Genomic DNA, 14,845 nt, shown 5'->3' with positions numbered 1-14,845 from the left:
ACGCTCAATTTGAACATTCACAATCCAACGTCGAGAGACAGGGGAGCTTATGAAAGCACAACATAAAAACATGTTGATTGCTGTAGCACTGACCTTACTGGTGATTGCCATCATCAATAACGTATCAACGCTAGAAGCAGTCAAAGAACTCATTAACGGCAAGCGTGGCTGGTTTTAAGGAGATATAAACATGTCAGTAAAACCAATCAAACTTAACTCAATGGTCGGTGCTGCTTGGGGACAAAAAGGTACTTTACCTATCCCTGTCGGACCTACTTATCAAGAGTTGGTATTAGAAACCAATGCAGAAGCTGCCGATATTGAGCGTTTGTCTATCACGCTTAATGCAGAAGAAATCTATGTCTTAACGGGCAGTGAGATTTTGATGCTTGAGCGCTACAAACAACGTGCTCATACAACGGGTCATTACGTGATCCCATTCAGTGATATCACGGCTCGCACCAAAAATGGTGTTCGCTACACGGGACTGGTAACGGAAGCGGGTGACAATATTCACTTGGATATTCAGTTTAAAGCGAAAGCCAGTGGTGACCCGCTATCAATTCAAGTTCATGCGTGGGTAACGAATGCGCAGCCTGCACGAATTATTGTGCCAATGGTCAAGCGTGAAACCATGCCTGCGAATGCCGCAGGGGTAAACGAATTTACAAGCCTTGTATCAAGCCCGTTGATTAGTCTACGTCGTGCGCACTTTATGCATACGGGTATCACTAAGCTTGAAGTTGAGCGCGACTTTGTTAAAGAGTACGAAGCCAACAAGTTTATCAATGAAGCTAACGCCAAGCGTAACGAGCGTACACCTCAAGCGGGTTACTTTCATTTCGACCCAATTGTGCGTGGTTTCTCTATTGATGAGCTATTTCCAACGCAGCACAGCTCTAACTTGAAGTTCTCTGTAACAACGAGTGACGTAGCTGGCTCAATTCCTATTTTGGTTGAATCGGTGAAAGTGGTTCGCCCTGAAATGCTCGCGGGTCGCAGCTAAGGAGCCGATATGAGCTTTTTTGATGACCTCTTAGAGTTTGGGGGCGGTGCGCTCGATAGCGTAGGTGAAAATGCCGATTGGCTGTTTGGTGATGATGATAATTCATCTAACCCGAGCACTACTCAACAACCAAATGCCCCCGTTGTTGATAACAACGGCAATGCAGTTACAACCCCTCAAGGCTCACTTGTAGCGAAAGATAATACCCTGCTTTATATCGGTGGCGGTATTGCTGCGCTGTTAGTGCTGGTTCTACTTGTCACCATGCTGAAAGGTAAATAGTTATGCCATTAATTTTCATGGGGTTAGGTGGTCTTGGGCTTGGGTCTGCGCTTGGGTTTGGTGTGAGTCAGGGTATCAATAAAGCTCTGACTGCTACCGCAGTGGTTGCCCTTCTATACCTTGCCTACAAATCGGGAGTATTTCGCTAATGCTAGGTTCTTTGACGTCTTTAACGGGTGGTGGTGGTCTGACAGGCGGGTCTTCGGGTCCTGCAAAGTCAGGTAACACGTCTAACACTACGAATAACAGTGGCTTTACTGTTGGCGGAATGAATTTTGGCAGTAACAACGGCATACCGTGGTGGGGAGTTGCGCTTGTTGCTCTGATTGCGCTGTATGTTCTCACTCGAAAGTAACTTAATTCCTGAGACTTGGAGTAATGCCAAGCCGAGGCTATGTAAAGCCCTTGGTGATTACCTCAAACAAGCAGAAATTGAAGTTAAGGAGGGGCGAGAGTCCCTTTATCGAGTGGAAGATACCTACATGTTACTCCGTGGTGAGCAGTCACAATCAGGCTCAAAAGAGTTGGTTGTGGTGGCTTTAGCGGGGGATATGGCAGCAGGGACGCTCAGTGCAATTAATCACGGCAAAGCGAATGGGTTTGACTCCATTCGCGCCCACTTTAGTAAACGCGGAGCCTATCGCTATATTCAGCGTAAATTACGATTGCCCGTTCGAGAGATTGAAACTCACAAGAATGAGCATGTATTACAGATAAGGTTTGATGATATGGGCGGAAGAAGCAGCTCAAGAAGTGACGCTAAAACCGTCACCACAACCACAAACAAAAGTAATAGCCAAGGTATCGGTGGTGATAACAATGGCTTTGCTCTGTCAGGGATAGAAAACTCTGACATTAATTTAAGCATGACTGACCATGGTGCAATGGCAGTTGCAGGTCGAACGGCAGAAGAGGCGTTTAAATTCGGAACTGACACATTAGATTTTTCAGCAGATACCGTTGATGCGTCTTTGGAGTTTGGTGAGAAAGCTTTAGATGGAGCATTCAGCTTTGGTGAGAGTGCATTAGATGCAAATGCAAGTCTTAGTGAGCACGCGATAGATTCCATTAAGTCTATGGCAGGCCAACAAACTGAAACGACCAAAGCGGCACTTGCTATAGCAGGGGCGGCAAAAGCACGAGAGCAAACGGGTGAGAACGAAAGCAATAACGAGTTACTGAAAAATGTGTCTCTTATCGTGGGGATTCTTGTTTCAGTATTAACTATGGCTTATATGTTCGCGGGGCGTAAGCAATGAAGCAACTGCATACCTTAAAGATGGGTGAAACCATTAAATTTAATGCTGGTCAGTCGGGTAAGTACCTCATCATGCGCGAGGCTAGCAATACCGTTATGTTGCGCGGTGATGCTCTGCGACCTGTAGAGGTTGAGCGCGGTGACACGGTTGATATTACTCGTTTTGATGAGCTTGAACTTTTTAATCACAAAGCGGATGCCGTGACGATTGAGTATCAAATTGCAGATATTCCAATCATTACCAAAGCGCAAAAAATTGATATCAGTAATTCGGTGGCGATCAGCGAGATTTTAACGCCAATTACGGTTGATAAAGTTCTATCCCCCATCAAGGTGGGCGAAGTCCAAGCCGAGGTCAAAACACGCATTCAAAATGATGTCCTCAAGGTGGAAAAGCTTGCTGACTTGTACACCTTGCAAAAGGTCGGCAATGGATTACTGGATTTAACAAGCGATGAGCAAGTTATTGATGGGAAAGCAGGGCGTAAAGGGCTCTTTATTCAGGCTTCCACCAGAAATGCTAGTCCCGTCTTGGTGCAAGGCTTTATTGACCTTGCGGCTGGCGGTCACGTGTTAATTCAAACAGATGCCATTGTGACGCTGAAAGGTGCGTTGGGTGACAGCGTAAAAGTAGGGGAGTTTATTTAATGTTTCAACTTTCAAATCCGCCCCAAGGTTCTTCGAATCCGGGCTCCGTTGGGGAAGTCGGGGCTAATGTTTTGTCCTGTATTCCTCTAGATGCTCAATATGGTGGGAGTGCATCTGGTTTCGTGACCATCTTAAATAACACTCATGATGACTCTGAGCGCGGTCACAATGCCGCTCTATATCATCGAGATGAGAGCGTTAATGGTGAATACGGTCGAAGATTGGAATTGAAGTCGGCTGTCGACTTGCTCACGAAAGCAGAGCCTTATGATTCTGTCTCCTTTCTGCTTGGGGTTACGCTCAAAGGGAAAGTAAACCTCGATGCGTCAACGGCTGCGAAAGTAAGTGCTATGAGTGCGCCCATTTCTTGCGTAATCGGAATTAAGACTCAAGCAGCCCCATCCTATAGAGGTACGTATTGCAGTGTGACAGCAGCGTACTCTTCGAGTGATTCATCATTGGTATTTGGTGGTTCGTCTGATGTTGTTCTCAATGTTCAAGCGGGCGATGTAGCCAGTATTGCAGAGTCAGAGCTTCAAATGTCTTTCGATGTGGAAGATATAACTAATGATGTGATGGTTTACTTGGAAGAGGCTCCTGCAACGTTAGAAAGCTTGTTTGGGTTTATTCATGTCAAAAAGGCGTGGATTGCTGAGCAAGTCTCTCCCCCAATACCGGATTAACAAGGCGTTGACGGTAATGAATATTAAGTATTTTTTAGGACTGATTTTTCTAATCCTGCTTGGGGGGTATCTAATGAAAAAAGACAAGATAATCAAAATAGTGGGCGGGTTTGCTTTATCAGCTAGAAGTGAGATGCGTATGGTGGGCGTACACGGTGATTTAAAACGTGTCGTTCGCCGAGCTATTGAGCTAACCCCTTTTGATTTTGGTATCACATCAGGTAAGCGCACCGCAGAGGAGCAAAACGCTCTGTTCAAACAAGGCGCAAGCCAGTTAGACGGGTACAGCAAAAAAAGCCGCCACCAATCAGGCTGCGCGGTTGATTTCGTGGTGTACGACGAAAACGGCAAAGTGACGTGGGGCTTTAGTTATTACGAACAAGTGAGTTGGGCATTCAAACAGGCAGCGGACGAGTTAGGTATTCCGATTGTATGGGGCGGTGATTGGGTCAGTTTTAAAGATGGTCCTCATATCGAACTTGATAGAGCCCATTACTCATAGTTACACCATCAAGTATTTAAGGAAGAGTAAATTACTATGAAAAGCTTATTAGAAAAAATTGGAATCGACCTCGACCAACCATCCACTAAAAAGGGTTTAGCGTTACTTGGCGCGGGAGCTGCTTTGGTAGCTGGTCATCCTGAACTTATCACCGCGAGCGTATCGGCAGACGGTGTTCAATTCGGTGGCATTATTGGCGTAAGTGCTCCAATAGTATTTGGCCTATGGGAAACCCTGCGCAATGAGTTCAAGTAAATGGCAGAGTATCAAACACTAATAGTCGCGGTTGCGAGTGCCTTGTCTAGCGGGGTGGGGGTGGGTATCACACTCAAAACGGATGTAAAGTGGTTGCGTCTGATGATGGAAAAGATGGATGAACGTCTGACGCGTTTAGAAAGTAAAAGCCCTAACGTGTAGTTTACATGACAAACTGTATGGTGCCTTCTATAGTATTTAAAGGGACATTAACGGAGCTAACTATATGAACTCAGAAGTGACAATTGTATTATCAGCTCTACTAGTTATATCTCTTACTCTTGGAGGCTATTTTACATTTAAATATCTACGCATGAGAGCAAACGACTTAAAAGAGCTAAATAAACATAACAATCAAGACACCGAGTAAAAAGCTAATTGAGTGAGTCCCACCCTTTCTCCCTTAATCTCAATCTTAATCGCTCAATACCTAGCTTGTTGATCTGGCGTGCTCGTTCAAAACATACTCCTAGTTCATCCCCTACATCTTTGAAATGGACCATAGAGTCGGATCTCGATGAGACCGAGAAACGAGTTGAAACTGCTATACGCTCTCGCTCAGGCAAGTTTTCAATAAGTATTCTTATGTCACTCTCTAGCTCGGCTTTGCACAGAAAATCAAGTGGGCAAACGATAGACTCAGAGTGCATTTCTGTAATGAAATGGGTTTGTGGTTCTGCGTTAGCTGTATTATCGAATCCTATTCCAACGATGTACATGGCTTCATAAATGTCTGAGATGGAGACCTCCAGCTCATCGGCAATGTTCTGAACTGTGCATCGACTAATGGAGTTCTTCTCATATTTGTTGCGCATGATGCGAGAGATTTTGTAAGCAAGTCTTAACTTGTAAACAGGTATGCGAACAGTTCGGCTCACATTATACAACGCCGTTTCGATAGATTCTTTTATCCACCATATAGCGTAAGTTGAAAAGCGATTACCAGAAGTGTGATCGAACCTGTCGATGGCTTTCATCAGGCCGATGTTACCCTCACTAATTAAGTCCAAAAGGTTAAGTGAGACACAAATTCTTTGCGAATAAGATCGAGCCGTTTTTACTACAAGTTTGAGGTTGCAAGTTATAAGCCTATCTCTAGCCGAGCTGCATCCCATTTTATATTTTTCAAAAAGGAAAACTTCTTCTTCTGCAGTCAATAAGTCGTGTTCGACTATGTCAGAGATATATCGAGTCATTGACTGTTCTTCTCCATTAAGTTTGGTTTTATATTTATTTTGCATTGAGAGCTAACGCCATCGATGATGTATTTAATTTCAAATCTAGCGCATAGGCATCTGGTTGACTATCTGGTTGTGTGATTTTGTTCAAAAAACAATAGAAAAATAGCTAGTCTGTTAGTTTTTTGAGTGTTTAAGGTGTTGAAGTTATTATGATTATCAAGAGGCGATAGTGGGTGGCCGTACTTCAGTACTTCGTCAACAAAAAGATTACAAGAAGGAAGTTTGAGTTAGTGAAAGGCTCATTACTGAGCCTTTTTATGTAATTTATGCGGAAATAGCTGCGTGTATACCTGCCACAAAATATTCAGGTTTCTGTGACCAGTTACTTGGGCAACTTCTTCAATGGAGTAACCCTTTTCAAATAATCGACTAGCCCCCTCTCTTCGCAAGTCGTGATACCTCAAGTCCTCAATACCTAATTCGTTTCTGATTCTCTGGAAACCTGCACTAACGCTCCTCGAGTTGTATGGGAAAATAAGCTCCCCTTTGTTTGGTTGTTTTTGTGCGATCTCAAATGACTCGCCAAGCAAAGGAACAATCATGTGATTACCTTCTTTCTTCCTTGGGTCTTTTCTATCTCTAACGAGTATCGTTTTATGTTCTTGATTAAGGTCTTCCCAGCGTAGCTTGCAGACTTCACCTATTCGCATACAAGTAAGAATGCTGAACTCAAGAATGTCAGTGAATGGGATTCGAGTTGTACCGTTTGGCCGGAAAGACTCACGTTGTTCTAACCCAAGCTTTAAGAGTTTCAGTTCTTCAGAAGTAGGGCGGCGTGTTCGTTTCTGGCTCTTACCGACTAACCCCATATCAATGAGTACGGGTACGGCTTCATCAAATATCTGGTGATTGGTGTCGATGTTGAAGACAGGCTTAGACTTTTTCATTACAGAACGTAGGTAAGCAATATCATGATAAATCGTTGCGGGTTTGGCTCCTGCACCTCTTCTGTTTTTGCAGTGCTCGATTAAGTCGCTTGTGCGGAGTTGATTGCTCTCAACATTGGCGATGTCACAATCCCTGAGCATCTTAATGACGTAGCGTTTGGTTCGCCCCGTATTGTCCCAAAGGTCACGCTCCGTCATAAATAAATCGAGGAGTACCGAAAGGGGGACTGTTTTTGGCTGATTGAGTACCCCTTGAGCTTCTAGTTCAGCTACCCTTTTTTTACCGAAAGCTTTAGCGAGAGCTTTCTTTTTTAGAGTTTTGCTTTCCCTGTGTATAATGCGCGAATTCTTTTTAACGATGATTGTTACCTTGAACCTTGGTTCACCGCTTTTTAGCTTTCTGGTCTCGATGGTATAACTTGCCATTGTCCAACTCCTAAAGGGGTACTTGAGGGGTACTACAGGAAGTAATTCCGATTAATTCTAGGTAATTCACTGTATGTTTGTACAGTGTTAATTGAGACTGAATCATGACAAACACTAATAAAACCAGCAAATACGCTAGTAACCGACTTTCTGTTGCACCCATGCTCGATTGGACTGACCGCCACTGTCGTTACTTTCACCGTTTGCTATCTCAGCAGACTCTTCTGTACACGGAAATGGTAACAACAGGCGCGATCTTACACGGTAAGGGCGATTTCCTAGAATATAACGAGCAAGAGCATCCACTAGCTCTTCAACTTGGTGGTTCAAATCCAGTTGATCTTGCGGCTTGTGCCAAGCTTGCAGCTGAGCGTGGTTATGATGAAGTAAACCTCAACGTAGGTTGCCCTTCAGACCGAGTTCAAAACGGTCGCTTTGGAGCATGCTTAATGGCTGAACCAGAGCTAGTAGCAGACTGTGTATCAGCAATGAAAGAAGTGACTGATATTCCAATCACGGTGAAAACTCGCATTGGTATCGATGATCAAGACTCTTATGAGTTTCTGACGAAGTTTATCTCAGCGGTTTCTGAAAAGGGTGGTTGTGAGCAATTCACTATTCACGCGCGTAAAGCGTGGTTGAGTGGTCTTAGCCCGAAAGAGAACCGTGAGATTCCACCTCTGGATTATGATCGTGCCTACCAGATCAAGAAAGACTTCTCAGATCTAGTGATCGCAGTAAACGGTGGTATCACCACTTTAGAGCAGACAAAAGAGCATCTTCAGCACCTTGATGGCGTGATGATCGGTCGTGAGGCTTATCATAGCCCATTTATTCTGGCGGAAGTGGACCAACAGATCTTCGGCTTAGATACGCCAATCAAGAAACGCTCACAAGTTGTCGAAGAGATGTACCCGTACATTGAGCGTGAGCTTTCAAAGGGTGCAAGCCTAGGACACATTTCTCGTCATATGCTTGGCCTGTTCCAAAGCATGCCGGGTGCAAGACAATGGCGTCGCTACATCAGCGAAAATGCGCATAAGAAAGGCGCGGGTATCGAAGTCATGCAGACGGCATTGGCTAAGATTCCTAAAGAGCTGAACGTATAGGTTAAATTCGCCACCAAAGGCAAAATTTACCACTCTGATTTGTTTAAAAAGCCACGCATGAGAATGTGTGGCTTTTTATTTGCTTGATAAATAAGAGTTTTATTGGTTTTTGTGACTTGGTACAGAAGCTGCAATGTTAGAAATTATGAAAGATAGGTCATTAACTCATTAGGGAGACCATTATGTTTGAATTAATCTTTGTTCTTATTTTCGTTGCTACGCTACTTGTGACCGGTATTACGTTTATGACGGTATTAGCGGCAACAGGAGTCGCATTAGCTGTAATGTTGCTGCTTGGTATGATGAGTGTGGTGTTTAAATTACTGCCTTGGTTGATTGTGATTGCAATCGGTGTGTGGTTTTTCAAAAACTTTGTACATAGCTCGAACCAGAGACGCTACTAAAGTCATGACACCGTCAAATATCGGCTTGCCGTCGGTTTATCGTTTTAGTCTTTCAGATGTGTGGTAGAATTTTCCCCAATAATCTATGAATGTGCATACACTTAGCACAACGATATGGAATTGGAGCTATCTCAAATGAATAAAATGCCATTAATTGCTTTAGTGGGAATGCTATCTTTAAGTTCAGCGGTATCTGCTGAGGAAGAGTTTTCTTACACGGCTAAAGTCGGTGCCGATATGTGGTGGGGAAGTACCAAGCTAAACGAAGTGAGACAAGACGAAGACTCTAACTCTCCTTCTGTGTATTTCGCATTTGAGCATAATGCCCCAATGTTGCCAAATGCTAGCTTCCGTTATACGTCTATTGATACGGATGCACTGGCTTTTGATAAGTACGACTACACATTCTACTACACGTTGCTAGAGCACAAGTTGATGAACTTCGATGCGGGTCTGACGTTTACTCAGTACTCAAACTCGAATTACATTGAACCTCAAAAAGGAACTCAAGCTAGCTTCGATGAATTTACGTGGAGCTTCTACGGTAACGCAGAGATCAACGTTCCTGACACCAATTTCGATATCATTGGTACCATGGAGTTCGGTGATAGCAGTGGTATTAAGAGCACAGATTTGATGGCGGGTGTTCAGTACCGAATCCCAGTATCAGAGTCTGAAATTGCCTTGCGTGGTGGCTACCGTGTTATCGACTTAGATTCTGATGAGTTCTTTGATTCTGAGCTAGGTAAAAACTTTGTCATGGTAGATGGCTGGTTTGCTGGCGCAGAAGTGCGATTCTAAGTACACCCTAAAGAACATCTAAAACTAATTTTAAGAACGCCGCTTTATTAAGTGGCGTTTTTTATATCTGTTGATTATACCCAAGCATCTTGAGGTTACTTGGGTATATATCTTTCTGTAATTAGTTAGCACATTCATCACTTTCGACCATCCTTATACAGAGAGCTGATTAACGTCTATTCTTATAAGGTCTATGTTGTTGGGTCAGAACAAGGGATGGAATATGACACTCAATGAATTACGCAATTTATATCGAGAAAATTTGTTAGTTGAAGCCATCATAGAACCCTCAATACAAGAAGGGTCTTGGGTTGTGGAGTTTCGCCATATGGGAGGCGGCTTTGTTCTGCTTACTGATGTCCATGGTGAGGAGTGCCATTACGCGGATTTAGACCTAGCATCTAAGTCGGCAATGGCGGTCGGTTTTCAACAAGTTCGTATTGAAAACCAGTAGCCCATTTACCTATTCAATCGCTTTTTACTTCCAAAAAGTTATAAAACATACTTTTCTATTCTTTCTTGTTATTAAAAGGAGTGGTTAATCTATCGTCACGCAATGATTAAGGATGTCGTGACCATGTCTTTAAATAAGAAAGAGTCTTCACAAAATAATAATGCACAGTCTGGGGCGAACGAGCTACCTGGATTAGCTGCACCGCTTAATGACCAACAACTGGGTCATCTTCAACAAACTGTTTCCGAATTATCTTCTCAGCAACTGGCATGGGTCAGTGGTTACCTATGGGGGGTGAGCCAGGCTCAACCTGTGGGCGCAGCCGCACCGATTACTCAAGCAGCTGCGGCGGTTGCTGCAAAACCTGCTGGCAAGCTCAGCATTATCTTTGCTTCTCAAACCGGTAATGCCAAAGGTGTCGCTGAATCACTAGAGGCAGAAGCAAAAGCCCTAGGTATCGCCGTCGAGCTTTTCGATGCCAGTGATTACAAAGGCAAGAACCTGGCTAAAGAGACGCACGTCATTTTCGTGGCTTCAACTAATGGCGAGGGTGAAGCGCCAGATAACGCGATTGAGCTGCACGAATTCCTACAATCAAAGAAAGCGCCAAAGCTATCAAACTTACAATATGGTGTGATTGGTCTGGGTGACTCAAGCTACGAGTTTTTCTGCCAAACTGCGAAAGACTTCGATAACTTCCTAGCTAAGCTTGGTGCTAAATCATTTGTTGACCGTCTTGACTGCGACGTAGATTACGAAGCGGCAGCAACCGAGTGGCGCGCTAAAGCTCTATCACAAGTACAAGAAACACTGTCGACGGGCGCTGAGGCCGAGGTAGTTCAATTACCAGTAGGTCAAGCTGCTGCCGGTCATTCACAGTACACCAAGCAAAACCCATACACTGCAACATTGCTAACAAGTCAAAAGATCACAGGGCGTGATTCGGGTAAAGACGTTCGTCATATCGAGATTGATCTGGATGAGTCCGGTATTACTTATCAACCGGGTGACGCACTGGGTGTGTGGTATGAAAACAGTTCAGAATTAGCGAATCAGATTCTTGCTAAAGTTGGGCTCTCTGGTATCGAGAGTGTCGATGTGGATGGTGAAAACCTCTCAATTCATAGTGCTCTAGTGAGTAAGTTCGAGATCACGGCTTCAAACCCTCAACTTGTGACTAAGTTTGCTGAGCTATCTGGTAGCAAGAAACTGTTAAAGCTGGTGGAAGATAAAGACAAGCTTCGTGAATACGCGAGCAACACGCAAATTGTTGATGTATTAGCTGAGAAGAAAACCAAACTATCGGCTGATGAACTTCTAGGTCTGTTGCGTAAGCTTACACCTCGTCTTTACTCAATCGCATCGAGCCAAGCTGAAGTGGATGAAGAAGTTCATCTAACGGTTGGTTTGGTTGAATACCAAAAAGGTGAAGAGTCTCGCTTAGGTGGAGCATCAAGTTTCCTCGCTCAGCGTTTAGAAGAAGGTGGTGAAGTGAAGGTGTTCGTAGAGAACAATAATAACTTCAAGCTACCACAAGACGACAATACTCCAATCATTATGGTCGGTCCGGGTACAGGTATCGCACCATTCCGCAGCTTTGTTCAAGAGCGCGAAAACACAGATGCTCAAGGTAAGAGCTGGTTGTTCTTTGGTGACCGTACCTTTACTCAAGACTTCCTATACCAAGTTGAATGGCAGAAGTACCTCAAATCTGGAGCCCTAACCAAGCTAGATGTTGCCTTTAGCCGCGACCAAAAAGAGAAAGTGTATGTTCAAGACCGTTTAATCGAGCAAGCAGAACAAGTATGGCAATGGCTACAAGAGGGCGCGTACTTCTATGTGTGTGGCGATGCGACTCGAATGGCGAAAGACGTACATGAAGCGCTAGTTACGATTGCTGAAAAGCTGGGCAATCAAAGCCGCGAGCAAGCTGAACAATACATTAATGATTTACGTAAAGCGAAACGTTACCAAAGGGATGTGTACTAATGAGCAAGCAAGTAATAGAGCAAGAAGTGCTAGGCCAAGTACTTGGTCCATTGGCTGACAATGAGCGTCTAAAGCGTGAGAGTAATAACCTGCGCGGTACGATCGAGCAAGACTTACAAGATCGTATCACTGGCGGCTTTACAGCAGATAACTTTCAACTGATTCGTTTCCATGGCATGTACCAACAAGATGACCGTGATATTCGTAACGAACGTGCTAAGCAAAAGCTAGAGCCTCTACATAATGTTATGCTTCGTGCGCGTATGCCTGGTGGCATCATTACTCCTAAGCAGTGGCTAGCAATAGATAAGTTTGCTGATGAAAGTACGTCTTATGGTTCAATCCGTTTAACGACCCGTCAAACGTTTCAGTTTCACGGCGTGTTAAAGCCAAATATCAAGCTGATGCACCAAACGTTAAATAGCATTGGTATTGATTCAATTGCTACTGCGGGTGATGTAAACCGAAATGTTCTGTGTACGACAAACCCTGTTGAATCTGAACTTCACCAAGAAGCCTATGAGTGGGCGAAGAAGATCAGTGAACACCTACTTCCTAAAACTCGTGCTTACGCTGAGATCTGGCTTGATGGTGAGAAATTAGAAACAACCGATGATGAGCCTATCCTAGGTAATAATTATCTACCGCGTAAATTCAAAACAACAGTTGTGATCCCACCACAAAATGATGTTGATGTTCATGCTAACGATCTTAACTTTGTCGCAATTGCTAAAGACGGAAAGCTGGTGGGTTTTAACGTGTTAGTTGGTGGCGGCTTAGCAATGACGCACGGCGATACCTCTACTTATGCTCGTAAAGCTGACGACTTTGGTTTCGTACCACTAGAAAATACGTTAGATGTTGCGGCAGCGGTTGTTACCACACAGCGTGATTGGGGTAACCGTTCAAACCGTAAGAATGCAAAAACTAAGTACACACTAGACCGTGTAGGTATTGATGTGTTCAAAGCGGAAGTTGAAAAGCGTGCGGGTGTTAAGTTCTCGGAAAGTCGCCCTTATGAATTCACGGAGCGTGGTGACCGTATCGGTTGGGTTGAAGGCATTGATGGTAAGCACCATTTGGCGCTGTTTATTGAAAATGGTCGCTTGCTTGATTTTCCTGGTAAAGCATTGAAAACCGGTGTCGCAGAAATTGCTAAGATCCACAAAGGCGATTTCCGTATGACTGCAAACCAAAACTTAATTGTTGCAGGTGTACCTAAGAGCCAAAAAGCAAAAATTGAGAAGCTTGCTCGTCAATATGGTTTGATGGATGACGCGGTAAGTGAACAACGCAAAAATTCGATGGCGTGTGTGGCATTTCCAACATGTCCTCTAGCAATGGCAGAAGCCGAACGCTTTCTTCCAGAGTTTGTTACCGATGTTGAAGGTATTCTCAAGAAACACGGTTTACCAGAAGACGATAACATTATCCTTCGTGTAACCGGTTGTCCAAATGGCTGTGGCCGTGCAATGTTGGCTGAGCTTGGTTTAGTAGGCAAAGCGCCAGGTCGTTACAATATGCACTTAGGTGGCAACAAAGCCGGTACTCGTATTCCTAAGATGTATAAAGAGAACATCACATCAGCTCAAATCTTAGAAGAGATTGACACGCTGGTGGGCCGTTGGGCTGCAGAGCGAGAAGAGAACGAAGGGTTCGGTGATTTCACAATCCGAGCTGGCATCATCCAAGAGGTGATCATTTCAAAGAGGGATCTGCATGCATAATTCTGTCGCTTCAAAATTGAAGTTAGCAGAACTACTCGCACTAACCAAGACGGAGCAGGTACTTCGTCTTGGACAGATTAACGCAGAGTTAGAACAGCTAACTGCTTTAGAAAGAGTGAAATGGGCACTAGAAAACTTAGAAGGGACACATGTGGTGTCCTCAAGTTTTGGAATCCAAGCAGCACTCATGCTGCACTTAGTCACTCAGGCAAAGCCGGATATTCCAGTTATCCTTACCGATACCGGGTATCTATTTCCAGATACCTATCGCTTTATAGATGAGTTAAGCCAGAAGCTCACCTTAAACCTACAAGTATTTCGTGCTCAGCAAAGCCCTAATTGGCAAGAAGCACAATATGGGAAACTTTGGGAGCAAGGACTAGAAGGTATTGAGAAGTACAACAAGCTAAATAAAGTTGAACCAATGAGAAGGGCGTTAGATGAACTTGAGGCTGGTACTTGGTTCTCAGGGTTGAGAAGAGAGCAATCCCAATCTCGTGCAAACTTGGCAATCTTATCTATCCAGAATGGTGTGTTTAAGTTCTTACCTATAATAGATTGGACCAATAAAGATGTTCACTACTACCTAGAAGAGCACGGTCTGAGTTATCATCCGCTTCGAGAGCAGGGTTACCTTTCAGTTGGCGATACACACACAACTAAGAAGTGGGAGCCTGGTATGACAGAAGAAGAAACCCGCTTTAACGGGTTAAAACGAGAATGTGGGCTTCATGAGGACGATGGCGAACAATATGGCTCTGGTATTTAGGCTCATTGTTGATTAAAAAGCTGCTTTAGGGCAGCTTTTTTGCTTTTCTGGGGGCAAAACAACAACGCCTGTGGATAACTCTGTGATTATTTTGTAGGTACTTTGTAAGTAAACTTGCATAAATAAGCCCTTGGTGGTTTATCCATCACATAAGCCTCGTTTTTGCATTTTTCTTAAATAAACACTTGCCAATGTGAGCGACATCTCTATAATGCCGCCTCACTGGCACGGCAGACGCCATAAGGCTTCAGCGAAGAATGTTAGTTTGGCAACTAGCTTCAAGCGATTATTCGCTTCTACTTTTAGAAAGTAGAAATTAATTTTCAAAAGTGTTTGACACTGAAAATTAAGTCGCTAGAATAGCCGCCTCTTCCGAAGTGATGTCAATCACAACGAAGAGAAGT

The 14,845-nt window shown here is 44.0% G+C and carries 19 protein-coding genes; 17 read left to right on the top strand and 2 right to left on the bottom strand.

Annotated elements, in window-relative coordinates:
- Window positions 1-49 precede the first annotated feature (49 nt).
- The 10 genes from OH460_RS24615 to OH460_RS24570 all read left to right on the top strand — a co-directional run bounded on the left by OH460_RS24615 (window position 50) and on the right by OH460_RS24570 (window position 4,634).
- Window positions 50-178, top strand: a complete 129-nt coding sequence (locus tag OH460_RS24615; RefSeq protein WP_256099348.1) for a hypothetical protein — start codon at window positions 50-52, stop codon at window positions 176-178.
- A 12-nt stretch (window positions 179-190) separates the two neighbouring features.
- The gene (locus OH460_RS24610) at window positions 191-1,006 is read left to right on the top strand and encodes a major capsid protein P2 (RefSeq protein WP_141925965.1); all 816 of its coding nucleotides are present in this window, start codon (window positions 191-193) and stop codon (window positions 1,004-1,006) included.
- 9 nt (window positions 1,007-1,015) lie between these two features.
- Window positions 1,016-1,288: a hypothetical protein gene (locus tag OH460_RS24605; protein ID WP_198779013.1), complete on the top strand. Its 273-nt coding sequence runs from the start codon at window positions 1,016-1,018 to the stop codon at window positions 1,286-1,288.
- Between the two features lie 2 nt (window positions 1,289-1,290).
- Window positions 1,291-1,437 (top strand): hypothetical protein, encoded by a 147-nt coding sequence (locus OH460_RS24600; protein WP_198779012.1) that lies wholly within the window; start codon window positions 1,291-1,293, stop codon window positions 1,435-1,437.
- Complete coding sequence (locus OH460_RS24595; RefSeq protein ID WP_269999859.1) at window positions 1,437-1,643, top strand: hypothetical protein; 207 nt, start codon at window positions 1,437-1,439, stop codon at window positions 1,641-1,643. The genes OH460_RS24600 and OH460_RS24595 overlap by 1 nt, the downstream gene beginning before the upstream one ends.
- Window positions 1,624-2,547 carry a hypothetical protein gene (locus OH460_RS24590; RefSeq protein ID WP_239917550.1) on the top strand — a complete coding sequence of 308 codons (924 nt, stop codon included), beginning with the start codon at window positions 1,624-1,626 and terminating at the stop codon, window positions 2,545-2,547. Before OH460_RS24595 ends, OH460_RS24590 begins: the two co-directional genes overlap by 20 nt.
- On the top strand, window positions 2,544-3,194 hold the full coding sequence (locus OH460_RS24585; protein ID WP_269999858.1) for a hypothetical protein: 651 nt from the start codon (window positions 2,544-2,546) through the stop codon (window positions 3,192-3,194). Before OH460_RS24590 ends, OH460_RS24585 begins: the two co-directional genes overlap by 4 nt.
- Window positions 3,194-3,877: a hypothetical protein gene (locus tag OH460_RS24580; RefSeq protein ID WP_269999857.1), complete on the top strand. Its 684-nt coding sequence runs from the start codon at window positions 3,194-3,196 to the stop codon at window positions 3,875-3,877. The genes OH460_RS24585 and OH460_RS24580 overlap by 1 nt, the downstream gene beginning before the upstream one ends.
- Window positions 3,878-3,950: 73 nt before the next feature.
- Window positions 3,951-4,379: a M15 family metallopeptidase gene (locus tag OH460_RS24575; RefSeq protein ID WP_198779007.1), complete on the top strand. Its 429-nt coding sequence runs from the start codon at window positions 3,951-3,953 to the stop codon at window positions 4,377-4,379.
- Window positions 4,380-4,415: 36 nt separating this feature from the next.
- A complete protein-coding gene (locus tag OH460_RS24570; RefSeq protein WP_102279189.1) occupies window positions 4,416-4,634 on the top strand; it encodes a hypothetical protein in 219 nt (72 codons plus the stop codon).
- Window positions 4,635-5,008: 374 nt separating this feature from the next.
- On the opposite strand, the gene OH460_RS24565 is transcribed toward OH460_RS24570, so the two are convergent.
- Window positions 5,009-5,875, bottom strand: coding sequence for a sigma-70 family RNA polymerase sigma factor (locus tag OH460_RS24565; RefSeq protein ID WP_269999856.1), 867 nt, complete (start codon window positions 5,873-5,875; stop codon window positions 5,009-5,011).
- Between the two features lie 242 nt (window positions 5,876-6,117).
- Window positions 6,118-7,188 carry a tyrosine-type recombinase/integrase gene (locus OH460_RS24560; RefSeq protein WP_269999855.1) on the bottom strand — a complete coding sequence of 357 codons (1,071 nt, stop codon included), beginning with the start codon at window positions 7,186-7,188 and terminating at the stop codon, window positions 6,118-6,120.
- A gap of 104 nt (window positions 7,189-7,292) precedes the next feature.
- On the opposite strand from OH460_RS24560, the gene dusA reads away from it, so the two are divergent.
- The 7 genes from dusA (at window position 7,293) to OH460_RS24525 (ending at window position 14,441) form a co-directional block, all read left to right on the top strand.
- Entirely contained in the window at window positions 7,293-8,297 is a 1,005-nt protein-coding gene (gene dusA, locus OH460_RS24555) for a tRNA dihydrouridine(20/20a) synthase DusA (RefSeq protein WP_269999854.1), read from the top strand.
- Window positions 8,298-8,479: 182 nt separating this feature from the next.
- Window positions 8,480-8,701: an envelope stress response protein PspG gene (gene pspG, locus OH460_RS24550; RefSeq protein ID WP_008224319.1), complete on the top strand. Its 222-nt coding sequence runs from the start codon at window positions 8,480-8,482 to the stop codon at window positions 8,699-8,701.
- 135 nt (window positions 8,702-8,836) lie between these two features.
- Window positions 8,837-9,502: a TIGR04219 family outer membrane beta-barrel protein gene (locus tag OH460_RS24545; protein WP_105025776.1), complete on the top strand. Its 666-nt coding sequence runs from the start codon at window positions 8,837-8,839 to the stop codon at window positions 9,500-9,502.
- 223 nt (window positions 9,503-9,725) lie between these two features.
- Window positions 9,726-9,956 (top strand): hypothetical protein, encoded by a 231-nt coding sequence (locus OH460_RS24540; protein WP_004735813.1) that lies wholly within the window; start codon window positions 9,726-9,728, stop codon window positions 9,954-9,956.
- 123 nt (window positions 9,957-10,079) lie between these two features.
- Entirely contained in the window at window positions 10,080-11,945 is a 1,866-nt protein-coding gene (locus OH460_RS24535) for an assimilatory sulfite reductase (NADPH) flavoprotein subunit (RefSeq protein WP_269999853.1), read from the top strand.
- Complete coding sequence (gene cysI, locus OH460_RS24530) at window positions 11,945-13,672, top strand: assimilatory sulfite reductase (NADPH) hemoprotein subunit (protein WP_239940470.1); 1,728 nt, start codon at window positions 11,945-11,947, stop codon at window positions 13,670-13,672. The genes OH460_RS24535 and cysI overlap by 1 nt, the downstream gene beginning before the upstream one ends.
- Window positions 13,665-14,441, top strand: coding sequence for a phosphoadenylyl-sulfate reductase (locus tag OH460_RS24525; RefSeq protein WP_269999852.1), 777 nt, complete (start codon window positions 13,665-13,667; stop codon window positions 14,439-14,441). The genes cysI and OH460_RS24525 overlap by 8 nt, the downstream gene beginning before the upstream one ends.
- Window positions 14,442-14,845 lie beyond the last annotated feature (404 nt).

This window comes from Vibrio sp. Makdt, from assembly GCF_027587015.1.
GTDB classification, from domain to species: domain Bacteria; phylum Pseudomonadota; class Gammaproteobacteria; order Enterobacterales; family Vibrionaceae; genus Vibrio; species Vibrio chagasii_B.
The sequence above is the reverse complement of the archived record's forward strand: the minus strand, read 5'-3'. Positions and strand labels throughout refer to the sequence as shown.